This window comes from Mycobacterium sp. IS-1742 (genome assembly GCF_001500125.1).
In the GTDB taxonomy this organism is placed as follows: domain Bacteria; phylum Actinomycetota; class Actinomycetes; order Mycobacteriales; family Mycobacteriaceae; genus Mycobacterium.
Genome location: NZ_LQIV01000002.1, coordinates 128,842 through 152,625 on the forward strand (window position 1 = coordinate 128,842; position 23,784 = coordinate 152,625).

General features: G+C 70.4%; 22 protein-coding genes. 3 read left to right on the forward strand and 19 right to left on the reverse strand.

What is annotated here, in order from left to right; translation table 11 throughout:
- Positions 1-36 precede the first annotated feature (36 nt).
- The 3 genes from AU196_RS02640 to AU196_RS02650 form a co-directional block, all read right to left on the reverse strand.
- Positions 37-360, reverse strand: a complete 324-nt coding sequence (locus AU196_RS02640; RefSeq protein WP_197415686.1) for a YnfA family protein — start codon at positions 358-360, stop codon at positions 37-39.
- An 84-nt stretch (positions 361-444) separates the two neighbouring features.
- Positions 445-2,448 carry a DUF7064 domain-containing protein gene (locus tag AU196_RS02645; RefSeq protein WP_059093525.1) on the reverse strand — a complete coding sequence of 668 codons (2,004 nt, stop codon included), beginning with the start codon at positions 2,446-2,448 and terminating at the stop codon, positions 445-447.
- Positions 2,449-2,509: 61 nt separating this feature from the next.
- Positions 2,510-4,018, reverse strand: coding sequence for a carboxylesterase/lipase family protein (locus AU196_RS02650; protein ID WP_059093526.1), 1,509 nt, complete (start codon positions 4,016-4,018; stop codon positions 2,510-2,512).
- Positions 4,019-4,096: 78 nt separating this feature from the next.
- Here AU196_RS02650 and AU196_RS02655 point away from each other — a divergent pair, with 78 nt between their 5' ends.
- Entirely contained in the window at positions 4,097-4,789 is a 693-nt protein-coding gene (locus AU196_RS02655; protein WP_059093527.1) for a hypothetical protein, read from the forward strand.
- Between the two features lie 15 nt (positions 4,790-4,804).
- On the opposite strand, the gene AU196_RS02660 is transcribed toward AU196_RS02655, so the two are convergent.
- The 5 genes from AU196_RS02660 to AU196_RS02680 form a co-directional block, all read right to left on the reverse strand.
- Positions 4,805-5,380, reverse strand: a complete 576-nt coding sequence (locus tag AU196_RS02660) for a hypothetical protein (RefSeq protein WP_059093528.1) — start codon at positions 5,378-5,380, stop codon at positions 4,805-4,807.
- Between the two features lie 59 nt (positions 5,381-5,439).
- Positions 5,440-6,171, reverse strand: coding sequence for a hypothetical protein (locus tag AU196_RS02665; RefSeq protein ID WP_059093581.1), 732 nt, complete (start codon positions 6,169-6,171; stop codon positions 5,440-5,442).
- A 74-nt stretch (positions 6,172-6,245) separates the two neighbouring features.
- A complete protein-coding gene (locus tag AU196_RS02670; protein WP_059093529.1) occupies positions 6,246-7,508 on the reverse strand; it encodes an alpha/beta hydrolase in 1,263 nt (420 codons plus the stop codon).
- 73 nt (positions 7,509-7,581) lie between these two features.
- Positions 7,582-9,213 (reverse strand): RecQ family ATP-dependent DNA helicase, encoded by a 1,632-nt coding sequence (locus tag AU196_RS02675; protein WP_059093530.1) that lies wholly within the window; start codon positions 9,211-9,213, stop codon positions 7,582-7,584.
- A 34-nt stretch (positions 9,214-9,247) separates the two neighbouring features.
- Positions 9,248-9,589, reverse strand: coding sequence for a hypothetical protein (locus AU196_RS02680; RefSeq protein ID WP_231737303.1), 342 nt, complete (start codon positions 9,587-9,589; stop codon positions 9,248-9,250).
- A 124-nt stretch (positions 9,590-9,713) separates the two neighbouring features.
- Here AU196_RS02680 and rbpA point away from each other — a divergent pair, with 124 nt between their 5' ends.
- On the forward strand, positions 9,714-10,052 hold the full coding sequence (gene rbpA / locus AU196_RS02685; protein ID WP_059093532.1) for an RNA polymerase-binding protein RbpA: 339 nt from the start codon (positions 9,714-9,716) through the stop codon (positions 10,050-10,052).
- A gap of 7 nt (positions 10,053-10,059) precedes the next feature.
- Here the strand turns inward: rbpA and AU196_RS02690 are convergent, their stop codons facing one another.
- From AU196_RS02690 to AU196_RS02705, 4 genes are read right to left on the reverse strand one after another with little or no spacing between them, the layout of a single operon-like run.
- A complete protein-coding gene (locus AU196_RS02690; RefSeq protein WP_059093533.1) occupies positions 10,060-10,857 on the reverse strand; it encodes a polyprenol monophosphomannose synthase in 798 nt (265 codons plus the stop codon).
- Positions 10,854-12,584, reverse strand: coding sequence for an apolipoprotein N-acyltransferase (gene lnt / locus AU196_RS02695; protein WP_059093534.1), 1,731 nt, complete (start codon positions 12,582-12,584; stop codon positions 10,854-10,856). Before lnt ends, AU196_RS02690 begins: the two co-directional genes overlap by 4 nt.
- Entirely contained in the window at positions 12,577-14,169 is a 1,593-nt protein-coding gene (locus AU196_RS02700) for an amidohydrolase (protein WP_059093535.1), read from the reverse strand. The genes lnt and AU196_RS02700 overlap by 8 nt, the downstream gene beginning before the upstream one ends.
- Before the next feature lie 21 nt (positions 14,170-14,190).
- Positions 14,191-14,664 carry an FxsA family protein gene (locus AU196_RS02705; protein WP_059093536.1) on the reverse strand — a complete coding sequence of 158 codons (474 nt, stop codon included), beginning with the start codon at positions 14,662-14,664 and terminating at the stop codon, positions 14,191-14,193.
- A gap of 61 nt (positions 14,665-14,725) precedes the next feature.
- Here AU196_RS02705 and AU196_RS02710 point away from each other — a divergent pair, with 61 nt between their 5' ends.
- Positions 14,726-15,421: a dienelactone hydrolase family protein gene (locus tag AU196_RS02710; protein WP_197415684.1), complete on the forward strand. Its 696-nt coding sequence runs from the start codon at positions 14,726-14,728 to the stop codon at positions 15,419-15,421.
- Here the strand turns inward: AU196_RS02710 and AU196_RS02715 are convergent.
- The 7 genes from AU196_RS02715 to AU196_RS02745 all read right to left on the reverse strand — a co-directional run bounded on the left by AU196_RS02715 (position 15,418) and on the right by AU196_RS02745 (position 23,712).
- The gene (locus AU196_RS02715; RefSeq protein WP_059093537.1) at positions 15,418-15,804 is read right to left on the reverse strand and encodes a PPOX class F420-dependent oxidoreductase; all 387 of its coding nucleotides are present in this window, start codon (positions 15,802-15,804) and stop codon (positions 15,418-15,420) included. The genes AU196_RS02710 and AU196_RS02715 overlap by 4 nt on opposite strands.
- A 1-nt stretch (position 15,805) precedes the next feature.
- Positions 15,806-16,189 (reverse strand): PPOX class F420-dependent oxidoreductase, encoded by a 384-nt coding sequence (locus AU196_RS02720; RefSeq protein ID WP_059093538.1) that lies wholly within the window; start codon positions 16,187-16,189, stop codon positions 15,806-15,808.
- A 38-nt stretch (positions 16,190-16,227) separates the two neighbouring features.
- Positions 16,228-19,812, reverse strand: coding sequence for a cobaltochelatase subunit CobN (gene cobN / locus AU196_RS02725; protein WP_059093539.1), 3,585 nt, complete (start codon positions 19,810-19,812; stop codon positions 16,228-16,230).
- Positions 19,813-20,100: 288 nt separating this feature from the next.
- Complete coding sequence (locus tag AU196_RS02730) at positions 20,101-21,120, reverse strand: glycine betaine ABC transporter substrate-binding protein (protein ID WP_059093540.1); 1,020 nt, start codon at positions 21,118-21,120, stop codon at positions 20,101-20,103.
- The gene (locus AU196_RS02735; protein WP_059093541.1) at positions 21,117-21,896 is read right to left on the reverse strand and encodes an ABC transporter permease; all 780 of its coding nucleotides are present in this window, start codon (positions 21,894-21,896) and stop codon (positions 21,117-21,119) included. Before AU196_RS02735 ends, AU196_RS02730 begins: the two co-directional genes overlap by 4 nt.
- Complete coding sequence (locus AU196_RS02740) at positions 21,893-23,068, reverse strand: ATP-binding cassette domain-containing protein (RefSeq protein WP_059093542.1); 1,176 nt, start codon at positions 23,066-23,068, stop codon at positions 21,893-21,895. Before AU196_RS02740 ends, AU196_RS02735 begins: the two co-directional genes overlap by 4 nt.
- On the reverse strand, positions 23,065-23,712 hold the full coding sequence (locus AU196_RS02745) for an ABC transporter permease (protein ID WP_157530998.1): 648 nt from the start codon (positions 23,710-23,712) through the stop codon (positions 23,065-23,067). Before AU196_RS02745 ends, AU196_RS02740 begins: the two co-directional genes overlap by 4 nt.
- Positions 23,713-23,784: the final 72 nt, after the last annotated feature.

The following is a 23,784-nucleotide window of genomic DNA, read 5'->3' on the forward strand; positions in this document are numbered from 1 at the left end:
CCGGGCCGCGGCGCCGACGTCATATTTTCGTCGTCCCTAGCGCGGGGCGTACATGATGAGGCCGACCCCGGCCAGGCAGATGAGCGCGCCGGTGACGTCCCAGCGATCGGGACGGAACCCGTCGACCACCACGCCCCACAGCAGCGACCCCGCCACGAACACCCCGCCGTAGGCGGCGAGGATGCGGCCGAAGTGGGCGTCGGGCTGAAACGCCGCCACGAAGCCGTAGGCGCCCAGCGCGATGACCCCGGCGCCCGCCCAGAGCCAGCCGCGGTGTTCGCGCACCCCCTGCCACACCAGCCAAGCGCCGCCGATCTCGAGCAGTGCGGCGAGGACGAACAGGATGGCGGACTTGAGCACGGACACGCCCGTCAGCCTGCCGTGAGTGTGCGCGAACAACCGAATGTCGGCGGCGTGTCGCGCAGCAGACGCGCGCGCTCGGCGTCAGGAGCGGGCGATGTTGCGGTTCCACTCCAGCCAGCCGATGCCGGTGCGGCCGTCTCCGGTGGTCACCGCCGCCCACGCCCGGGGGAATTGGCTGACGCGACCGTCGTCCGCGGTCAGCATCACGGGTGCGAAGCCCCGGATGTCCACGTCGACGGTCAGGTCGCCGGGTTGCACCGTCAGCGAGGTGGTGACGGGCAGACCGGTGTCGGCGAACGTCGCCTGTGCGGTCATCTCGGTGGTCTCGGTCAGGGCGGCGCCCGGCGGCTGGACGTACCCGATGCTCATCGGGCCCATCCCGGGGATCCGCAGGTCGACGCCGTGCAGGTGGGTGTCGTCGTCGAGGTGCAATGCGTTCCACACCCAGTCCATCGCCCACCAGTCGCGCACCCCCCACGAGTGGTCCCGCTGTCCGGGCACGGCGTCGACTGTGTACTCGCGGCCGTCGGCGCTGATCGTGCCCGACACCGTGCAGGCGATCTCGTATCGCGACGTGATGCGGTACTGGTAGGGCGTGCCGACGGTCGTCCACGTCAGATCCATGCTCAGGTCGACCGGACGGCCTGCTTCCCCGCGCAGCAGTGCGGCGGGATCGTCGTACGCCTCCCCGCGGCCGCGGACGGTGACCCGGTAGGTGCGCAGCGGTTCGACGGGCTCGAGCCCGAGAGATGCGCTGTCCGTGGTGGTTTCGGTGTAGCGGTCCGGTAGCGGGGCCTCGAAGTCCACGATCCCGATCGTCGGCATGCCCGGTCCGCACACCAGCGCATTCACCCAGGCGGCGTTGCGGTTCGGGTACAGCCCGAGCCGGACCCAGCCGCCGACATCCTGTGCCCCGTCGGCGAAGTCGAAATACCAGCTCTCGTTCCAGAGTTCCTCGTCGCCGGGCGGGTGTGAGCCCTCGTCGTCGGCGCCTGGCTGCAGGGGGTCCCCCGCGGACGGCTCCGGCAGGGCGGCGAGCGCGTCGGTGTCGAGCACGTGTTCGCAATGGCGGCGCAGCATGGTCATGAACATCTCGTCGCCGCGTTCGGTCCGCGCGACGAGCATCGAGGACACGATCGCCATCATCACGCCGAAGAAGCTCTGGCGGCGGACCCCGTCGCGGACGGCCGCCAGGTCCACCGGCGCCTGCGCGCCCAGCGCCTCGTGGTAGGCGCGCAGCAGCGCGTCGTAGTGCGCGCGCCGATCCTCCACCGGCAGTGCGCATCCCAGGAAGTAGGCCACGTCGGTGAACGCGGGGCCCCAGGTGACGGTCTGCCAGTCGACGACGGTCAGGGGCCGGTCCGCGCCGGGCCGGCCGAACAGCATGTTGTCGAGCCGGTAGTCGCCGTGGATGAGCCCGTGCGGACGCTCGGGGGCGCCCTCGGCGTCGAGGTAGGCATCGAACACCGCGACCAGGCGCTCGCAGACGGCGCGGTGCTCCGGGGCGATCGCGTCACCGTAGCGGTCGGCGAAGCCGGCCCACAGCTGTCCGATGAGCGCCTGATTCATCGGTGACTCGCGGTTGAGCCAGTCGGCGTCGGCGAGGGTGGCGTTGCCGAGCAGCGGACCGTGCACCCGGCCGAGCTCGGCCAGCGCCAGGGTCGCCTGCTCGACCGTTGCGCCGCGGATCTCGTCGCCGACCACCGCGGGCGCCGCATCGCCCAGCAGCAGGTCGAAGGCACCGGTCTCGCCGTTGTAGGCCGCGTGGTAGCAGGGCGCCACCGGACCGGGCAGGCCCGGGGCGATGTCGGTGTAGAACCGCACCTCCCGCTCGTAGAGCCCGAGCGCCAACCCGGTCTGGCGGCTGTTGGCGTCGGTCGCGGCGACCTTGAGGACCACCGATTCCGGTCCGGCCGTCGCGGTGTCGGCCCAGGTGAGCGAGACGCGGTAGCACTCGCTCATCTGGCCGGTGCCGATGCGTTCGAAGCCGAAGTCGGCGACGGTGCCCGCGCCCAGCACGGTGGTCAGCCACTCGGCGGTCAGGTCCGCGGGACTTTCGATGACGAGGTCTGCAGTGTGAGCCACGCGATGAACCTAGCAGTGGGCTGCATCACAGTGTTGACGGGTGTCAACCACCCGCGGCGGCTCAGCGTGCGGAGAGCGTGAAGCCTTCCCAGGCCTGCCTGCGGTCGGCATCGGGGTCGTACTCGACACGCGGCCTGCGGTCGAAGACGAGCACCGCACGCTGATCGGCGCGGTAGGGCTCCCACCCGTCGCCGGGCGAACCGGTCCGGCTGAACGCCCGCCACCGGCGCTGGACGTCTCTGCTCACCGTGACGGCCGAACGCCGGTCGGCGGCCGCGGTCAGCAGCGAACCGAACCTGGTCCGGTAGGTGTCGAACACCGCGAGCAGTTCCGTCGCGTGCGTCGCGCCCAGCCCCGACCACTTCAGCGTGCGCGGTGCGTAGTCGTAGCGGTACACGTAGGTCGGGGCGTGACGTGAGTGGGCCTCGGAGATCTGCCACGTGGCGGTGCCGAACGCGAAGTCTCCGCCCAGTTGCATACACGCCGACGCGTCCGGATAGCCCGGGTAGGCGCTGGTGATCCGGGCGCGGCGCTCGGCATCCGAATCGGCCAGCAGCGTCTCGATCATCGGCTCCGACATCGGCAGCAGCGGCAGGAACCGGCTGAACAGCCGACCTTCCTCGGCGTTGTTGCCCACGATCAGCGGCACCCGGTGCGCGCTGCCCTCGGCCATCGCCGCGACGGGTTCGACGGGCAGGTAGTCGGTGCCGTAGGACGGTCCGACCGGGAACGCGCCCGGCATATGCGTCATCCCCCGCCGGATCAGGTGCTCGAGCGCGTTGCCCAGCTCGACGGGCCGGGCGGCCATCAACGCGGCGGCGCCGTCCTGGGGACGCGCCCCGAGCAGCTCGACGAAGCGTTCGGCGAACACCGCGGCGGCGTCGTGGGAGCGCACCATGCCGCTGGCTGGGCTCTGCGAGATCGCTTGGTGGAAAAGGCCTTTGGCCTGCGGTACGGCGAGCAGTGTGGCGACCGCGTGGGCGCCGGCGCTCTCGCCGAAGATCGTGACGTTGCCCGGGTCGCCACCGAACACCGCGATGTTGTCCCGAACCCACCGCAGCGCCATCACCAGGTCGCGCAGGAACAGGTTCCCGTCGATCGGGTTGTCCGGGGTGGACAGGGACGAGAAGTCCATACAGCCCAGCGGGCCGAGGCGGTAGTTCACCGACACGTAGACGCACCCGCGGCGGGCCATCGCGGCGCCGTCGTAGATCGGGGTGGCCGAACTGCCGAACGCGTATCCCCCGCCGTGGATGAAGAACATCACCGGCAGCGGACCGTCCGCCGGCTTCTCCGGGGCCACCACGTTGAGCGTCAGGCAGTCCTCGCTCATCGGCTGGCGCTTCCCCACACCGAGGAGCGTGTACTTGGGGTCCTGGGGGGCGCAGTTGCCCACGCTGTGGCAGTACCGGACCCCGCGCCACGGCTCGGCGGGCAGCGGGGCGCGGAACCGGCGGCGCCCCACGGGCGGCTGGGCGTAGGGGATGGCTCGCCACCGGTGGACCCGGTCGCGGGTGAACCCCTCGATCGTTCCGGTGCTGATGGTTGCGCGGACGGTACGCTCGTGCATGTTTCGACGGTAGTCGAAACACCTCGGCGCGGCCGCGCCTGACCGGGGGTTGCGTGTCGGCCCGCTAGCCTGGCGACCATGCGGATTGCTGTGATACTGGCGGCGTCTGTGCTGGTCGCGGGTTGTTCGCAGGCGGTCGACGAGCAGTCGCGGCAGACGGACCCGACGATGTCGGCGCCGTCCGGCACCACCCGCACCTCACCGACGCCGACCTCGACGCCGAAACCCCCACCGACCAGGGCCCCGGCGCCCGGGGCGCCGATCGGCGAGGTGATCCGGTGGATCGAGGCAGCGCCCCCGGCCGCACCCGAGGGGTTCCGCACGGTGAGCCGCGAAGGGGCCGCCACCGAGCTCGGTGGCGGCGGCGTCGCGTTCACCACGCCCGCAGGCACGTCGAAGTGCGTCACCGACCGCCGCGCCGAAGGGGCGTTGACCTGTCTGGTGGATCTGCGGGAGCCCCCGGCGCGTCCGCGCGAGGTGTACGGCGAATGGAAGGGCGGCTGGGTCGACTTCCCCGGGGCCACCCTGGATGTCGGTTCGGCGCACGCCGATCCCGGTCCGTTCTCCGACGGATTCGGTGTCGAACTGCCCTACGGGCAGGCGTTGAACTTCGGCGACTACCGCTGCCGCACCGACCCGTCGGGTCTGTTCTGTGTCAACTACGCCCACCAGTCGGCGGCGCGGTTGAGCGACACCGGCGTCGAACCGTTCGGCTGTCTGCAGCAGGTGACGCCACCGCCGCCGGACATCGGCGCCCGCTACAGCTGCTGACCGCGGCCGGCGGCGTCAGTCCGCCGGACGCGCCCGTTCCCGGGCCCGCTGCGGGTAGGCGTGCGTCATCCCGATGGCGCCGACGATGACGACGACGGGCACGACGTAGTTGGTCCAGTCCCGGGTGTGCGGGACCTGCGCGGCGAGCAACCCGAGCAGTGCGATCAGCGAGAACACCAACGCCCACATCAGGGTCAGCACCTGATTGGTGCGCCGGAAGGCCGGCTCCTCCCAATCCTGCAGCGGCACAGACTCTCTGGCGTACTGCTCGGTGAACGGAACGAATGCCAGCGACACCAGCGTCATCACCGCCAGCACGGCGCTGGACAGCGTGGTCGCGTAGGTGTCCATCCAGTCGCGGTCGGCGGCGCCGACGGCGGTCGCGACGACCGTCACGCCGAAGAAGAACACGATCGTGACGATGTCGAGCAGCCGGGGTCCGCCCCGTCCCATCGCGATTCCCAGGATGACGGCGGACAGGACTGCGCAGAGCGCGCCGAACTTCCACGTGCTCGGGCCGTCGGCGACGACCCAGTAGATGATCCACGGCACGAACCCGACGAACGGGCTTCGGTCGAACCAGTCATCCATCAGTTCCGCAGCGTACGCCCGGTGGGCGCGCCGGGACGGAAGGCCGACGGACCGGATGCTCAGGACGGCGGCAGCCGGAAGTCGCCGTCGACGATCACGGCCTCGACGGGTTGACCGCCGATGGTGGCTCCCCACGTGCCGTCCGGCCGCTGCTGGAGCTGACCGGCCCGCTGCAGCAGTCGCCGGTTGCGCACCTCGGCGCGGAACTGCTCGTCCTTGAGCTGCTGCTGTTTCTCGAAGATGTTCTGGTCGTCGTCTCGGCCGAAATCCCCGCCGAGGCCGCCGAACTGCACACCGACGGCGGAACCGTTGGGCCGCAGCACCCACGACTCGCGCACGCCGCCCAGTGCCGCGGTGTACATGCCTGCCGGCGCGGGCACCTCGGCGGCGGTGAACGCGTAAGTGACGCCGTCCATCGTCAGATCGCCCTCGACGTCGTCGCCGTCGAAGGAGGCCTCCAGCGTGTCGCGGAACTTCGACGTGGCCTGGATCGCGCCGTCGGCCTGGTCGCCGAAGAACCACGCTTCGTCGTCGGTGCCGTTGCACGCGTACGCGGCGAACCGGTCGCCGTCGACGGCGATCCCGATCGTCATCGTGCGGCCGTCCTTCTCCATATCGGCGATGTACTTGGCCGAGCGAGGGAACGCCTCTGTGGATGCGGGTGCGGCGGTGGTGCCCGGCGCGGACGCCGTCGTCTCGGTGGTGGACTCCCCGCCCGAGCACGCGGACAGCGTGCCGAACGCGCAGATCGCACTGGCCCCGAGAAGCAGGATGCGGGTGTGTCGACGGATGTGTTGTGTCATGTGACCAGCATGGATTCCCGATTCGGGCGTTACATGGAGAATCGGTGGAGATTGGGTGGAGATCAGTCGGCCAGGAACGCCCCGGCCTCGGCGCAGAACACCTGCCATGCGGGTTCTGCGCCCGTCAGCAGGTGGTTGTTGCTGTGCAGGCGCACCACCCGTGCGTCGGGGATCAGCGCGGCCAGCTCCTCGCCGAAGCGCACCGGCACCCGATGATCGTCGCGCGAGTGCAGGACGAGGGTCGGGCACTTCACTTCCCGGGCCTCGTCGCAGACGTCGATGCGCCCGAATTCGGTGAGGAAGCGCACGGCGTTCTCCGGCGAGGTGGTGCGGCGCTGCAGCTGGTCGAACGCCGCCCAGTCGGCCCGCGTACCGTCAGGCAGGAACTGTGCGGCGAACACCTGACGGAAGGCCGGGTCGTCACGTCCCCACCCGACCCGGGCGAGCTCGAGGTCCAGGGAGGCGGCGCGTCTCTCGTCGTCGTCGATCGCCCGCACCGCACGGCCTTTCGCGTAGGCGCCTGCGAGCACCAGCCGGCTGACCCGCTCGGGATGCCGGGCGGCATAGGCCACGGCCACCGCACCGCCCTGGGAGACCCCCATCAGCGGGAACCGCTCCAGCCCCAGCGCCTCGACCACCGACTCGAGGTCGGTCACCCAGGCGTCGAAGGTGAAATCCTCGACCTCCCAGTCGGACAGTCCGCACCCGCGCTCGTCGTAGCGGATGAACGAATGGCGCTGCGAGAACTCGCGGACCCAGTGCCGCCAGACCGGGCTCTCGATGTCGTAGCCGAGGTGGGTCATCCAGTTGGCGGCCCGGACGAGCGGCGGGCCCTCACCGGAGACCGCGTACGCCAACCGGACGCCGTCGGCGGCGCGGCAGAACGCGATGTGCTGGCGCGGGGCGACCTCGGTGGGCGGGGGCAGGACCTCAGCCGAGGGCGGCGGAGGCGCCGGCGCGTCCGACAGGATGGCGGCGACGAACTGGTAGCCGCGACCGCGCACCGTGCGGATGAAGCGCTGCGACTCCCCGTCGTCCCCGAGCGCCCGGCGGGCGGCCTTGATCCGGCTGGTCAGCGCGGCCTCGCCGACGAAGCGTCCACCCCACACCGTGTCGAACAGCTCTTCCTTGCTGACGAACCGGTCATGGTTGGCCACCAGGTGGGTGAGCACGTCGAACACCTGTGGTTCCACTCTGATCACCTGTGCGCCGCAACGTAATTCGTAGCGGAGCGTGTCGAGCGTGAAGTCGCCGAACCGCCAGACGCCACGGTGCACCGCGCCACCGGTGGTGGCCGGGATGGATTCGGGCGGTGACGGAGCCACGGCTGCCTATCTCGGTGTGGGGTCGCCTCATGGTACGACGTCACGCGCCCGATGACAGCGCGTCGAGCGCGATTCAGAGCGTCGTGAGCAGGTCGTTCTCCGTGACCGCCGACATGGCCAGAGTGCGATAGCCGTAGTCCTCGAACAGGACGGTGACGCGGTCGGTGTCACCGCCGATCACCACACCGTCGCCCCACTCCCGGTGCGCCACCGCGGTGTTGACCGGGATGGCCGACTCTGTCGCGGTGTCCGCGTCGTCCGCGCCCTCGCCGTCGCGACAGCGGTCGCAGTTGCCGCACGGTTCGGGCAGCGGCTGACCGAAGTAGGTGAGCAGGAACTGCCGACGACAGGGCCTCGATTCGGCGTAACCCCGCATCATCTCGACGCGGCTGCGGTCCACGCGCTCTCGCGCCTCGACCACCTCGGTCGCGGCAGCCACCGCATCGCGGGGTGGGATCCCGTTGGCGAGGAACCCTTTTCGGGTCGACCGGATCGCATCCGCCTGTTCGAGGAGGTTGATCGCGTTGGTCAGGCGGCGTCCCCGCACGTCGAGTCGTTCGCGCAGCGTCTTGAGCCGCGTGGGCCGGTCGGTGGCGAGCGCCCGGTAGACGGCTTCGATGAGGTCGCCGTCGGGACGGTGGGTGGTGAAGAACCGGGCCAGCCCCCGATCCTCGGCGCGGTAGAAGAGCACCACGCGCGCCGTCTCACCGTCGCGCCCGGCCCGGCCGATCTGCTGGTAGTACGAGTCCAGCGAATCGGGCACCGACGCGTGCACGACGAACCGCACGTTGGGTTTGTCGATCCCCATGCCGAACGCCGAGGTGGCCACGACCACGTCGACGTCGTCGTTGCGGAAACCCTCGTGGACGGTCTCACGGTCCGCGGCCGCCAGTCCGGCGTGGTAGACCGCGGCGCGGACGCCGCGCTCGCCCAGCGCACCGGCGTAGCGCTCGGCGTCCTTGCGGGTGGCGGTGTAGAGCAGCCCGGGAGCCTCGAGGTCGACGACGGTGTCCACCACCGCGGCGCGCTTGTCGGCGTCGCGGACGAACTGCTGCACCTCGAGGCTCAGGTTGGGCCGGTCGAAGCCGCCCACCACCATCAGGGGGTCGCGCAGCGCGAGCCGCTCGACGATCTCGCGGCGCACCACCACCGACGCCGTAGCGGTGAGCGCCACCACCGGCGCCCCCTTGCCGAACTGGGCGAACGCGTCGGCCAGTCGCAGGTAGTCCGGGCGGAAGTCGTGTCCCCACGCCGAGACACAGTGCGCTTCGTCGACGACGATCAGAGACACCGACGCCTCGGCGAGCCGGGACACCACCCGCTCGTTGGCGAGCTGTTCGGGCGAGACGAAGATGTACTCGGCCTCGTTGCTGCTGACGGCCTCCCAGTTGTGCTCGGTGACCGTCGACCGCTGCTGGGAGTGGATCGCCACGGCCTCGGGCGCGCGGGTGTCGGCCAGCCCGGCGATCTGGTCCTGCTGCAGCGCGATCAGTGGCGAGACGACCACGGTCGCGCCGTCGAGCAGCACCGCGGGGACCTGATAGATCGCGGACTTACCGGACCCGGTCGGCAGCACCGCCACCACGTCGCGGCCCGCCAGCACGGCCTCCATCGCCTCGAGCTGCTCGGGGTGCAGTTCCTCCCAGCCGAACACCCGCCGGGCGGTTTCACACAACTCGTTCGAGCGCTTGTCTTCTCCAACCACCGCGGCCGGTTACCCGGGGCGCGGACGCGAAAACCTACCGCCAGCCGTCGGCGGCTTTGGCCGCGCGCATCAGCGCATCGCACAGCTGGCGCAGCTCGTCGGATCCGGCGCCTTCGTCGATCGCCGTCGCGACGTCCTCGGCCGCGCAGCGCACCTCGAACACCCGGTCGGCCAGCAGCGCGGCCTCCTCGGCGGTCAGCACGACCGCGTCCGGCGACAGCGAGGTCCCCCGCACCATCGCGCGCTGTTCGTAGGCGCGCTGCCTGCACGACTGCCTGCAGTACTGACGGCGACGCCCCAGACCGGCATCGGCGACCTCGCGGCCACACCAACGGCACGGCTGGGGCCGGGTACGCCGTCTGCTCGCGGTCTCCACGAAATCAGACTGTAGACGGGTCACCCCGCCGATCCCGGTAGCATGGAGGGTCGAGTCGGGAACCGTTCGTGGCTCCGCCGCGTTGATAATCCGGCAAGAATCTTTCGATGAGGAGTGTTCGACGATGGCTGATCGTGTCCTGAGAGGCAGTCGCCTCGGAGCTGTGAGCTACGAGACCGACCGCAACCACGACCTGGCGCCGCGTCAGGTCGCTCGCTACCGCACCGACAACGGCGAGGAGTTCGACGTCCCGTTCGCCGACGACGCCGAGATCCCCGGCACGTGGCTCTGCCGCAACGGACTGGAAGGCACCCTGATCGAGGGTGACGTCCCCGAGCCGAAGAAGGTCAAGCCGCCGCGTACCCACTGGGACATGCTGCTCGAGCGCCGCAGCGTCGAGGAGCTCGAGGAACTGCTCAAGGAGCGCCTCGATCTGATCAAGTCGAAGCGGCGCGGCAGCTGAGCGCCGGCTAGCGCCGGTATTCCAGTCCGCGGGCGCGGTCGAAGCGCCCGCGGATTCCCCAGTCCGCGACCTTGAGCATGGCCTCGCGGATGTTCGACCCGCTCATCTTGGACTGGCCCAGTTCACGCTCGCTGAACGTGATCGGCACCTCGACGACGACAAACCCGTTGTTGATGGTCCGCCAGGTCAGGTCGATCTGGAAGCAGTAACCCTTGGAATCGACCGCGGACAGGTCGATCTTCTCGAGCACCTCACGCCGGTACGCGCGGTAGCCGGCCGTGATGTCGTGGATGTCCACCCCGAGCAGCACCCGGGCGTAGGTGTTGGCCGTCTTCGACAGCGCGTAGCGGCGGCGCGGCCAGTTACGGATGGTGCCGCCGGGAACGTACCGCGAGCCGATCGCCAGGTCGGCGCCCGAGTCGACGGCGTCGAGGAGCCGATGCAGCTGTTCGGGCGCGTGGCTGCCGTCGGCGTCCATCTCGACCAGTACCGAGTAGCCGCGGCCGAGCCCCCACGCGAAGCCGGCCAGATACGCCGCACCCAGCCCGTCCTTGCTGGTGCGGTGCATGACGTGCATCCGGTCCGGATCGGTCAGCGCCAACTCGTCGGCGAGCTGACCTGTGCCGTCGGGGCTGCCGTCGTCGACCACGAGGATGTGCACCTGCGGACACGCCTTGTGCACCCGGTCGACGATCAGCGGCAGGTTCTCCCGCTCGTTGTACGTCGGGATGATGACCAGCGTCCGCTGGCTCGGGCGGATGTCCGCGCCGGCCGGGCGTTGCGCTTGCGCCGCCGGGTCGCTCATGAGGCTCCTTCGTTGCTGCTGCTGCGTGCTGCGGACCGGTCTTCCCGGTCCGGGGTCGCGGTTCGCCGCCGCCGCGACCTCTGCACCACCCTCGTGGGCACGAAATTCCCATTGTGCAGTATGGCGGCGATCACGGCGCCCACCCCGGCGATCAGCAGCAGCCCCTGCACCAGCGGACCCCATCGGGTGGCGGGCGTGATGTCGGTCTTGAGCCGGATCTGGGTGTCGAGGTAGGCGGGTTCGAAGAACTCCGTTCGCGCGAGGTCCCGGCCGTCCGGCGCGATGACCGCGCTGATCCCGGTGGTTCCGGCGACGACCGCGTACCGGTCGTGTTCGACGGCGCGCAGTCTGGCGAAGGCGAGTTGCTGGCGGCTCATGGCCTCGTCGAACGTGGCGTTGTTGGTGGGCACCGCGAGCACCTGTGCCCCGTTGCGCACCGATTCCCGGGCGGCGCGGTCGAAGATGACCTCCCAGCAGGTGGTGATCCCGACGGGCACACCGGCCGCGTTCACGACACCGCTGCCGTCGCCGGGGATGAAGTAGCCCGCCCGGTCGGCGTACGGCGAGAGCTTGCTGAAGAAGCCGCGCCAGGGCAGGTATTCGCCGAACGGCTGCACGATCCGCTTGTCGTGGCGGTCGCCGGGACCCGTGGCCGGATTCCACACCAGCACCGTGTTGGTCGAGACCGGATTGTCCGGGGTGTGGTCGGGCGTGCGGACGACGGCGCCGACCAGGATCGGCGCGTTGATCGCCGAGGCGGCCGCCGAGATCTGCTCGGCGGCGTCCGGGTTGGCCAGTGGATCGATGTCCGAGGAGTTCTCCGGCCACACCACGAACATCGGCTGCGCCGCCCGGCCCGCGCGCACGTCCTGCGCCAGCCGCAGCGTCTCCTCGACGTGGTTGTCGAGGACCGCGCGGCGCTGGGCGTTGAAGTCGAGCCCCAGCCGTGGCACGTTGCCCTGCACCGCAGCGACGGTCACCGGCTGGTCGTCGACGGCGCCCGTCGCCGAGTGCCGCACCTGCGGCCAGATGACGGCGGTCCCGAGCAGCACCACCGCGATGACCGCTCCCGGCAGGACGACCGCGGGCGGCGCCGCGACATGGGCGGGCCGCCCGTCGTGTCCGCGAATCCACCGCACGATCTCGTCGACCAGCGCCGCCACCGCGAATCCGGCGAGCATCACCGCGAACGACAGCAGCGGCGCGCCGCCGACGCGGACCAGCGACAGCAGCGGACCGTCGGTCTGACCGAACGCCACCACACCCCACGGGAAGCCCCCGAACGGCACGCTGGACTTCAGCCACTCCTGCACCGCCCACAGCGCGGCGAACCACAGCGGCCAGCCGGGCAGCCGGCGCGCCGTCACCGCGGCGAGCCCGAACAATGCCGGGAAGAGCGCCTCGACCGCGGCCAGCGCCAGCCACGGCAACGCGCCGACCAGGCCGCTGATCCACGGCAGCAGCGGAATGTAGAACGCCAACCCGAAGAGGTAGCCGTACCCGAAGCCGCCCGCGCGCGTCGTCGACCCGCTGCGCAGCACCCACGCCAGCAGCGCAGCCGAGAGGAACGCGCAGTACCACCACCCGAACGGCGGGAAGCTCACGCAGAGCAGCAGGCCGCCGGCGATCGCCGCGACCAGGTGCCACATCCGGTCCACGACCGCCTGCGGGAAGCGACGGAGCCGGGGCGCCAGGCCCGCCATCCGGCCGCGCGGCGCGTCACCCATGGATGACGACACCTCGGTGCACCGTCTGGCGGCAGCGCGGCGGCGCGTCTCCGGGTTCGAGTCGCGGTAGCGCCGGCACCCGGGAGCGCGGGTCGGTCGACCAGCGCTGGACGGAGTCGGCGGGTGCGCTGACGGCCAGCTCGCCGGCCTCCCACACCGCATAGGACGCCGGGGCGCCGGGTACCAGGGTGCCGGTGACGCCGTCGCGGACCCCGGCCGCCCGCCAGGCGCCGCGGGTGGCGGCGGCGAACGAGGCGCGCAGCGAGATCGCACTGCCCGGGGTCCGATGGCGACTCGCCGCCCGCACCGTCGACCAGGGGTCGATGCCGGTGACGGGGCTGTCGGAGCCGAACGCGAGTGGCACGCCATGGGATGCTAACAGCGCGAACGGGTTGAGCCCGGCGGCTCGATCCCGGCCCAGGCGCTGGGCGTACATACCGTCCGGACCGCCCCACAGATCGTCGAAGTGCGGTTGCATGCTGGCGACCACACCCCATGATCCGAGCTGGGCCGCCTGCTCGGGGGTGACCATCTCCAGATGTTCGAGGCGGTGCCCGCACCGGGCCACCGCGGGCGCGCCGAACCGCTCGACCACCCGCCCGAGTGCGGACACCACCGCACCGACGGCGGCGTCGCCGATGACATGGAATCCGGCGGTGACGCCGGCCTGGGTGCAGGCGTGCAGATGGGCCGCGACGGCGCCCTCGTCGAGGTAGGTGTTGCCGCACTGCTCCGGCGCGTCGTCGTAGGGCCGGGTCAGCCACGCAGTGCGTGAGCCGAGCGCGCCGTCGACGAACAGGTCCCCCGCCAGACCGCGGGCGCCGGTGCGGTCGACGAGAGCACGGGCCTCGTCGGCGTCGGTGACGGCCTCACCCCAGTACCCGACGACCTCCACCCCGTGCCGGGTCTCACGCAGTTCCCGCCAGTCCTCGAGACCGCCGATCTGGGGCCCCGCGCACTCGTGCACCGCGACGATGCCGTGGGCGGCGGCGGCGTCCAATGCGGCCCGGCGGGCCTGTCCACGCTGGGCTGCCGTCAGCAGTGCGCGTGCGGCGGCGCGCACGAGGTGGTGCGCGTCGGCGGTCAGGGGCCGCTGCGGGTGGTGTCCCGCGGCGTCGGCCAGCCCGGGCACACGGTCCCGCAGCGCGGTCGAGGCGGCCGCGGAGTGGACGTCGACCCGCGCGAGGTACGCCGCCCGCCGCCCCACCGCGGCGTCGAGATCGTCGGTGCTCGGCGCGGTGGGCTCGGGCCATCCGGATTCGTCCCAGCCGTGCCCCCAGATGACCCCGTCCGGGTGGATCCGCGCCTGCTCGGCGAGCAGGTCGAGGCAGTGGCGCAGTGAGGTGGCGTGGCGCAGATCGAGGCCGATGAGCGTCAGACCGGTGGCGGTGACGTGGACGTGGCTGTCGACGAACGCCGGCGCCACGAAGCCGCCGTCGAGGTCGACGACCTCGGCCTGTGGGAACTGGGCGCGTCCGACGTCGTCGCTGCCGACCCACGCCACGGTGCCGTCGCGTACGGCGATGGCGGTGGCATCGGGTTGGGCGGGGCTGTGCACCCGCCCGTTGAGCAGCAGTGTCGTCACGGAGCCGACAGACTAGCCGGGTCAGTCGACCCGGCGCTCCACCGCAGGGGGTTGTACGTCGACGACGTCGACGACCTCACCGTCGATGTAGTCCGCGCGGCGGGGTCGGGCGGACATACCGGTCACGACGATCGGCATCCCGGGCCCGAACCGGCGGGCCGCCAGCGCGGTCACCACTGGACGGGCGGCCGCCCGCGTCGGCGGCAGCAGCAGGAGCGCCCCGACCACCGAGCTGGCGAGCCCGGGGAGGACGACGAGCACGGTGCCCAGCGCGACCAGGGCGCTGTCGGTGACCGCCCCCTGGGCCGTCGTCGCCGTCAGACCCGAGCGCAGGCGCTGCAGCTGCCGCTTGAGTTGCGATCCGGCGAGCATGAGGCCCAGCGCGAAGGCCGCCAGGGAGATCAGGAGCGCCCACCCCAGACCGACGGTCGAGACGAGCGCCACGAGGACCGCCACCTCGACGACCGCGTAGAGCAGGAACAGCCGCATTGCCATAGCCCTCCAACGTCTCGGGGGCCGGGTGGGTTCCGTACATTCGGGAACCATGATCAACACGGTGACCACAGTGCGCGTCGACGCCCCGGACGGACCGATCGAGGCGCTGCTGAGCATGCCCGAGGGCGAGGGCCCCTGGCCCGGTGTGGTGGTGGTGCACGACGCGCTCGGCTCCGGCTCGGACAACGAGGCCACCGCGAGGCGGATCGCGGCCGCCGGGTACGTCTCGATCACACCGAACCTGTACTCACGCGGGGGCCGGGCGCGGTGCATCACCCGGGTGTTCCGGGAGGCGCTGCAGCAGCGCGGCCGCGCGTTCGACGACGTGCTCGCCGCCCGTGACCACCTGCTCGGGCTGCCGCAGTGTTCGGGTGCGGTGGGGATCGCCGGGTTCTGCATGGGCGGACAGTTCGCGCTGCTCCTCGGCCCCGGCAACTTCGGCGCCTCGGCCCCGTTCTACGGGACCCCGCTGCCCAAGCACATCGGCGAGACGCTCGACGCGTCGTGCCCGGTGGTGGCCAGCTTCGGCCGACGCGACCCGCTGGGCAGGGATGCCGGGGACAGACTGCAGGAGATGGTGACGGCCAAGGGGGTGCCCGCGGACGTCAAGGTCTACCCGGACGCCGGCCACAGCTTCGCCAACCGGCTACCCGCGCAGCCGCTGATGCGGATCGCGAATTTCGGCTACCACGCCGAGGCCACCGAGGACGCGTGGCAGCGCGTGTTCGCGTTCTTCGGCGAGCACCTGACGCATTAGGCCGCGGCGGTCACCTCGATGGCGCTGTGCAGCTTGTCGACGCCACCGCGGATGATCGCGTGGGGCACCCACCACCACGCGTGCCACCAGTAGCGCTTGGTGACCATGTTCCACACCCGCCGGGTCTCCGAGTGCGGCAGGTTGCGGGCCACCGCCTCGACCGGTTCGCCCTTGGGTTTGCCCAGCACACCGCACTTCTGGATCGTCACCCGAGGGGTGTTGTTGATGCGTTTTGTCTTCCACGACCCGTCGTCGGTGATGATGAGCAGTTTGTCGCCGTCGGGCACGCCCCACACCGGGGTGGGCTTGGGCCGGCCGTCCTTGGTGAACGTCGTCAACAGCAGGTACTTCTCGCCGTAGACGTCTCTGAAGGTGGGCGCCATGTCAGGCCGCCGCCTCGATCTCGATCGTCACGTTGTTCTTCATGCCCCCGCGCAGCTTCGAGAAAACGTTGAAGGTCTTGCCGAGCAACCCGTACCGGTCACCGAGCGCGTCGTAGGTCGCGGCGTTGGCGGATTTGTCGAGGATCGTCGCCGCGGCCTCCACCGGCTCGCTCTGCGGTTTCCCCGCACGGTCGCACTTGGCGATCGTCACGCGCCGGGTGTTGCGGATCCGCTTGACCTTCCACGACTTCTCCTGCGTGATCACCAGGAGCTTGTCGCCGGACGGTGCGGCCCAGACCGCCGTCGGCTTGGGCCGGCCGTCCTTGGTGAAGGTGGTCAGCAGGATGTACTCGGAGCCGGCGATCTCGGCGAATGTGGGGGCCATGTGATCAACCTAGCGGCGTCCGCCCCCACCGCGCCGGATCAGCCCTCGAGCTCCCCTTCGGTCTCCAGCAGCACCTGACGCAGGCCGTCCAGCGTGGCGGGGTCGGGTTCGGCCCACATGCCGCGCCCGGCGGCCTCCAACAACCGTTCGGCCATCCCGTGCAGCGCCCACGGATTGGATTCCTCCATGAACTTGCGGTTCTCGGCGTCGAGCACGTACTCCTGTGACAACCGGTCGTACATCCAGTCCGCCATGACGTGGGCGGTGGCGTCGTAACCGAACAGGTAGTCCACCGTTGCGGCCATCTCGAACGCGCCCTTGTACCCGTGCCTGCGCATCGCGGTGATCCAGCGGGGGTTCACCACGCGGGCGCGGAAGACCCGGTTGGTCTCCTCCGACAGCGTGCGGGTGCGGACGGCGTCGGGGCGGGTGTTGTCACCGATGTAGGCGGCCGGGGCCTTGCCCGTCAGCGCGCGCACCGTGGCGACCATGCCGCCGTGGTACTGAAAGTAGTCGTCGGAGTCGGCGATGTCGTGTTCGCGGGTGTCGGTGTTCTTGGCGGCCACCGCGATTCGCCGGTAGCTGCGGTTCATGTCGTCGGCGGCCGGTCTGCCGTCCAGTCCCCGGCCGTAGGCGAAACCGCCCCACGCGGTGTACACCTCGGCGAGGTCGGCGTCGTCGCGCCAGTTGCGGCTGTCGATCAACTGCAGCAGCCCCGCCCCGTAGGTGCCCGGCTTGGACCCGAAGATCCGTGTGGTGGCCCGCCTTTGGTCACCGTGCTGTGCGAGGTCCGCCTGAGCGTGGGCGCGGACGTAGTTGTCTTCGTCGGACTCGTCGAGACCAGCGACCAGGGTGACGGCGTCGTCGAGCATCGCGACCACGTGCGGGAAGGCGTCGCGGAAGAACCCGGAGATCCGGACCGTGACGTCGATGCGGGGCCGGCCGAGTTCGGCGAGGTCGATCGGTTCGAGGTCGACCACCCGGCGGGAGGCGTCGTCCCACACCGGTCGAACTCCCAGCAGCGCAAGCACTTCGGCGATGTCGTCACCGGAGGTCCGCATGGCCGAGGTGCCCCACACCGACAGCCCGACCGACCGCGGCCACGACCCATGGTCGGCGCGGTAACGGTCGAGCAGCGAATCCGCCATCGCCACACCGGTTTCCCAGGCCAGCCGTGAGGGGACGGCCTTGGGGTCCACCGAGTAGAAGTTGCGCCCGGTCGGCAGGACGTTGACCAACCCCCGCAACGGGGACCCCGAGGGGCCGGCGGCGATGTAGCGGCCGTCGAGCGCGCGCAGCACCTGGGTGATCTCGGCGGCCGTGCCGGCCAGCCGCGGCACCACCTCGGTGGCGGCGAACCGCAGGATCGCCGCGACCTGCGGGTCGTCGGTGATGGTGTCGACCGCGGCGGGATCCCAGTCGGCGGCCTGCAACGCGGCGACCAGGTGCCGGGCCCGGGCTTCGACGGCGTCGACGCTGATCCGCTCGTCGTGGCCGTCCTCGGCCAGGCCGAGCGCCTGGCGCAGTCCGGGCAGGGTCTGTTCGCCGCCGAAGAGTTGGCGGGCGCGCAGGATCGCCAGCACCAGGTCCAGCTCGGCCTCGCCGGCGGGCGGCGCACCGAGGATGTGCAGCCCGTCGCGGATCTGAACGTCCTTGATCTCGCAGAGCCACCCGTCGACGTGCAGCAGCATGTCGTCGAACGAGTCCTCGTCGGGGCGTTCCTCGAGACCGAGGTCGTGGTCCATCTTCGCCGCCCGCATCAACGTCCAGATCTGTTGGCGCACCGCGGGGAGCTTGTTCGGATCGAGCGCCGAGACGTTGGCGTGTTCGTCGAGGAGTTGCTCGAGGCGGGCGATGTCACCGTAGGTCTCGGCCCGGGCCATCGGCGGGATGAGGTGGTCGACCAGGGTGGCGTGGGCGCGTCGCTTGGCCTGGGTCCCCTCCCCCGGATCGTTGACGAGGAACGGGTAGATCAGCGGCAGATCGCCGAGTGCGGCGTCGGTGCCGCAGGCCGCCGACATGCCGAGCGTCTTGCCGGGCAGCCACTCGAGGTTGCCGTGTTTACCGAGGTGCACCACGGCATGGGCGCCGAATCCGGAGTCGATCCAGCGGTAGGCCGCGAGGTAGTGGTGGCTGGGCGGCAGATCGGGATCGTGGTAGATGGCGACCGGGTTCTCCCCGAATCCGCGAGGCGGCTGCACCATCAGCACGATGTTGCCGGTTTGTATTGCGGCGATGACGATCTCGCCGTCGGGGTCACCGGTGCGGTCGACGAAGAGTTCACCGGGCGGCGGCCCCCAGTGCTCGACGACGGCGTCGGTCAGTTCGGCGGGCAGCGTGGCGAACCACGCACGGTAGTCGTTGGCGGACAGTCGAACCGGGTTTCCGGTGAGCTGACCGTCGGTGAGCCACTCCGGGTCCTGACCGCCGCGCTCGATGAGGGCGTGGATCAGCGCGTCACCATCGCCGGCCTCCACACCCGGCACCTCACCGATGTTGTAGCCGACCTCCCGCATGGCCCGCAGCAACGCCACCGCGCTCGCCGGAGTGTCCAGTCCGACCGCGTTGCCGATCCGCGCGTGCTTGGTCGGATACGCCGAGAACACGACCGCGATCCGCTTGTCCTGTAGGGGGATTCGTCGCAGACGCGCGTGCCGCAGGGCGATGCCGGCGACCCGGGCGCACCGTTCGGGGTCGGCGACGTAGGAGGTCAACCCTTCGCTGTCGATCTCCTTGAACGAGAACGGCACCGTGATGACGCGGCCGTCGAACTCGGGGACGGCGACCTGCGTGGCCACGTCGAGCGGGGACAGGCCGTCGTCGTTGTCGTGCCACTGCGCGCGCGAACTCGTCAGGCAGAGCCCCTGAAGGATGGGCACGTCCAGCGCGGCGAGGTGCGCGACGTTCCAGCTGTCGTCGTCGCCCCCGGCGCCCGCCGCGGCAGGGGTGGCCGCGCCTGCCGCGAGCACCGTGGTGATCAGCGCGTCCGCGGACCCCAGCAGCGACACCAGTTCCGGGTCGGCGTTGCGCAGCGAGGCGCAGTAGACCGGCAGCGGCCGCCCACCCTGCGCCTCGATCGCGTCGCACAGGGCCTCGATGTAGGCGGTGTTGCCGGCCAGTTGCTGAGCCCGGTAGTACAGGACGGCGACCGTGGGCCCGTCCACGGCGGGGATGTCGCGGTCGAGCAGCCCCCAGGTCGGCGTGGTGGCGGGCGGAGCGAACCCGAAGCCGGTCATCAGCAGCGTGTCGCAGAGGAAGGCATGGAGCTGGCGCAGGTTGTCCACGCCGCCCTGCGCGAGGTAGACGTGCGCCTGGAGCGCGGCGCCCTGCGGGACCGTGGAGTGCCGCATCAACTCCGCATCGGGGGCCTGCTCACCACTGACCACCACGGTGGGCAGCCCTGCGGCTGAGACGGTGTCGATGCCGTCCTGCCAGGCGCGGTAGCCGCCGAGGATCCGGATGACGACGACGTCCGCGCCGTCGAGCAGCTCGTCGAGCTCGCCCGTCACCAGCCGGGACGGATTCGCCCAGCGGTACCGCGCCCCGCTGGAGCGCGCGGTGATCAGGTCGGTGTCAGAGGTCGACAGCAGCAGGACGGTCGGCGCGGGGTGCGGCGGGGTCACTCACCATTCGTACCCCACCGCATCCGCTCACTGGTCCGAGCCACCCCACCGGGCGTACCACGACTGCTGGTAGGGCAGGCCGAGAACGGCGACGAGGACGAACAAACCCACGGCGATGGCGATCAGTGTGAACACTGGGCACCCCTTTCGAGTCAGTTAACCGGTACCCGCGGTATCGGTTCACTGGAAACGTACGGCCGGGACGTCGTCGCAGGCCACTGTTTGTGCCGGACTGATCATCGACGCGGGACCTGTGACCCACGCCATATAACCCGGGATCACCCCTGTTCAGGCGGGTGTGACGAACCCTTTGGCGACCATCCAGTCGCGCGCGACGATCGCCGGATCGCGCCCCTCGACGTCGACCTGCTTGTTCATCTCGATGATCGCCTCGTTGGTGAGGGCGGCGGTGACGGGCGCGGTGACCTCCGCGATCTCGGGATGCGCGTCGAAGAACCCGCGCTTCATCGTCACCGAGGGGTTGTAGTGCGCGAAGAACTGTTTGTCGTCGGTGAGCACGGTCAGGTCCAGGGCCGCGATGCGACCGTCGGTGGTGAAGACCTCACCGAAGTCGCACTGCCTGCCGTCGGCCGTGGCCTGGTAGATGATGCCGACCTGCAGGATCGGGGTCTGGGCCCGCGCCGGGTCGAAACCGTACGCGGCCGCCATCCCGGGGAACCCGTCCTGGCGCGCGCGGAACTCGGTGTCGACACAGGTCTTGGCCGCCGCGGGGTTGGTGCGCACCAATTCGGCGTACTGCGACAGGGTGCGCACCCCGGTCCGTTCGACCACCTGCTTGCTGGCCGCCAGCGCGTACGTGTCGTCCATCGGTCCGGGGTCCAGCCAGACCATGCCGTTGCGCTCGAGGTCCTCGTCGCGCACGGCTTCGAACTGTTCACGGGTGTTCGGGATCGGCTTCTCGTGGCCCAGGTAGTTGATCCATGCGTTGCCGGTGAACTCGTAGGCCACGTCGACCTGTCCCCGCAGCTGCGCCTCCCGTGTGCTGCGCGAGCCGACGATGCCGGTGAGGTCACGCACCTCGGCGCCGGCCGCCATCAGCGTGAACTCGAGGATGTAGCCGAGGATGACCTGCTCGGTGTACTCCTTCGAGCCGACGGTGATCGGCACGCCCTCCAGACCCGGCGTCGGCGTGATCGATCCCGGCCCCACCATCAGCGGGACGGTGCTGCCCGACCCGAGCCCGCACCCGCTCACCGCCAAGACGATCGCGCACGCGAGCGCCACCACGCGATTTCGGTGTCGTCGGTTGCGCCGGGCGCGACGAAGTACGCCGAAATCCCCGGTCATCGCAGCCCCTTCGGGTTGAGGAAGAACTCGGCGAGCCCGCCGAGCCAGTCGACCAGCAGGGCCAGGCAGACGGCGAGCACGCTGCCGAGGATCAGCGTCACGTTGTCCTGCAGCTTGTAGCCGGTGTCGATGAGGATGCCCAGGCCCCCGGCGTTGACGAGGAACGACAGCGTCGCGGTGCCGACGGCCAGCACCAGTGAGGTGCGCATCCCGGCGAGGATGTACGGCACCGCCAACGGCAGTTCCACCCGTAGCAGCAGGCCCCTGCGCGACATCCCCTGTCCGAGTCCCGCGTCGATGAACGAGCGGTCCACCTGGTCGAGGCCGAGGATGGTGCTCGCGAGCACCGGGAGCAGCGAATACAGCGCGATCGGCAGAACGCCGATCCAGAAGCCGGTCCGCGCGGTGAGCAGGAAGAGGAGCACCAGCAGACCGATCGCCGGCGCCGCCTGCCCGACGTTGGCCACGCCGATGAACAAGGGCCGCAACGCCTTCGCGCCGGGCCGGGTGACCAGGACGCCCAGCGGGACACCGACCGCCAGCACGATCGCCGTCACCGCGGCGGTGATGAGCAGATGCTGCCAGATCAGCGTCGCCACGTTGCCGGGGTTGATGTTCTCCTGTTGCGTCGCGGTGAGGTCGCGGTTGAACGCCCAGAACACCACCGCGGCGCCGACGACGAGCACGAGCGCCGGCTGGATGAGCAGCCGCAACCGCTCGGCGGATGCGGCTCTGGGCGCCTTGCGATCCCGCGCCTGGTCGGCGACGGTGCTCACGATTCGGAGTTCTCCGCGTTGGCCTCCGCGCGCAGCCGGGTGATCGTGTCGATGAGCATCTCCAGGGTCACCAGTCCGGCATACCGGCCGCCGGCCCCGGTCACCACCGCGGACGCGTGCTGTTCGGCGAGGATCGCTTCGAGGGCGTCTTCGAGGGTGGAGTGCGTGCTCACGACGTCGAGGTCCTCGGCGGCGTCCGAGACCGACGCGGCGTTGCGCAACCGGTTCTCCCGCACCCACTTCACCGGCCGGTCGCGGTCGTCGAGGATCACCGCCCACTCGGCGTCGCTGTCCGCGAGCCGCCGGCGAACCTCCTCGAGCGAGTCGTCGACGTGCACCGCGAGGTGGTCGCGCAACTCGATGTCCTTGATCCGCATCAGGCCGAGCTGCCGCAGGGAGGCACCGGAGCCGACGAAGCCGGCCACCGTGTCGTCGGCCGGGCTGGCCAGGATGTTCTGCGGGGTGTCGTACTGCAGCAGCTTGGATCGGGGACCGAGCACCGCGATGCGGTCACCGAGCTTGACGGCCTCCCCGAAGTCGTGGGTGACGAACACGATGGTCTTGCGCAATTCGGTTTGCAGGCGCAGCAATTCGTCCTGCAGGGTGCTGCGGGTGATCGGGTCGACGGCGCCGAAGGGTTCGTCCATCAACAAGACGGGCGGGTCGGCGGCCAGCGCACGGGCCACCCCGACGCGTTGCTGCTGACCGCCGGACAGCTGCCGCGGGTACCGGTCGGCGTACTGCCCCGGATCGAGCCCCACGAGGTCGAGCAGTTCGTCGACCCGGGACTCGATGCGTTTGCGGTCCCAGCGCAGCAGCCCGGGCACCAGGCCGACGTTCTGCCGGATGGTCATGTGCGGGAACAGACCGGCCTGCTGGATGGAGTAGCCGATCTTGCGCCGCAGTTCGGTCGGTTTGATCGACAGCGCGTCCACGTCGCCGATGCGGATCTGACCGGAGGTCGGCTCGGAGAGCCGGTTGATCATCCGCATCATCGTGGTCTTGCCGCACCCGGAGGGTCCGACGAAGACGACGATCTCACCGGCCGGAATGTCCAGCGACGCATCGTCGACGGCGGGTTCGGCGGCCCCGGGATAGACCTTGGACACGTGGTCGAGTTCGATGCGCACCCCGGACGGATCGGTCACCGTTGCGCCGTTCTGTGTTGTCATCGAATGCCTTTCGATGTGGTGAGCCGGCCGATCAGCACCAGCACGGCGTCGAGGACGAGCGCGAGGATGACGATCAGCAGGGTTCCGGTGAGCGCCATGGGGACGGCGGTGGGGCTGCCGACCCGGGCCAGCCCGGCGAAGATCAGGTTCCCGAGTCCGGGACCCTTGACGTAGGCGGCGATGGCCAGCACACCCATCGACATCTGGGTGCTGATCCGCATGGCAGAGAGGATCGACGGCCACACCAGCCGCAGTTCGACACGTCCCAGGGTCGCCATCCGGCTCATGCCGATACCGCGCGCGGCGTCGGTGAGGGCGGGGTCGACGGCGTTGAGCCCGACGATCGTGTTCCGGATGATCGGCAGCAGCGAATACAGCACCAGAGCAGCCACGCTGGGCACCACGCCGAGGCCGAACAGCGGGATCAGCAGACCGAGCAGCGCGAACGCCGGCACCGTGAGGATCACACTCGACGTCGCCGTGGCGAGGTTGGCCGCGGTGGCGTTGCGGTAGGTCAGCACGCCGATCGCGACGCCGATGACCGTCGCGATCAGCACGCTCTGCACCACCGCGCTGACATGCTGGTACGAGTCGAAGATCAGCTGTGCCTGATGGGTTCTGAGGTAGTCCCACAGCTCCCGCACGACCACCTCCGCGTCTCGGCTCGTTGAGTGCCGAATTCGCTGGTACCCCCGGTCGCCGGAAACGAAACGACG

Coding starts and splice junctions, on each gene's coding strand:
- AU196_RS02650 (WP_059093526.1), bottom strand. CDS start 4,018: ATGCACGAGCGTACCGTCCGCGCAACCATCAGCACCGGAACGATCGAG.
- AU196_RS02655 (WP_059093527.1), top strand. CDS start 4,097: ATGCGGATTGCTGTGATACTGGCGGCGTCTGTGCTGGTCGCGGGTTGT.
- AU196_RS02660 (WP_059093528.1), bottom strand. CDS start 5,380: ATGGATGACTGGTTCGACCGAAGCCCGTTCGTCGGGTTCGTGCCGTGG.
- rbpA (WP_059093532.1), top strand. CDS start 9,714: ATGGCTGATCGTGTCCTGAGAGGCAGTCGCCTCGGAGCTGTGAGCTAC.
- AU196_RS02690 (WP_059093533.1), bottom strand. CDS start 10,857: ATGAGCGACCCGGCGGCGCAAGCGCAACGCCCGGCCGGCGCGGACATC.
- lnt (WP_059093534.1), bottom strand. CDS start 12,584: ATGGGTGACGCGCCGCGCGGCCGGATGGCGGGCCTGGCGCCCCGGCTC.
- AU196_RS02705 (WP_059093536.1), bottom strand. CDS start 14,664: ATGGCAATGCGGCTGTTCCTGCTCTACGCGGTCGTCGAGGTGGCGGTC.
- AU196_RS02715 (WP_059093537.1), bottom strand. CDS start 15,804: ATGGCGCCCACCTTCAGAGACGTCTACGGCGAGAAGTACCTGCTGTTG.
- AU196_RS02720 (WP_059093538.1), bottom strand. CDS start 16,189: ATGGCCCCCACATTCGCCGAGATCGCCGGCTCCGAGTACATCCTGCTG.
- AU196_RS02730 (WP_059093540.1), bottom strand. CDS start 21,120: ATGACCGGGGATTTCGGCGTACTTCGTCGCGCCCGGCGCAACCGACGA.
- AU196_RS02740 (WP_059093542.1), bottom strand. CDS start 23,068: ATGACAACACAGAACGGCGCAACGGTGACCGATCCGTCCGGGGTGCGC.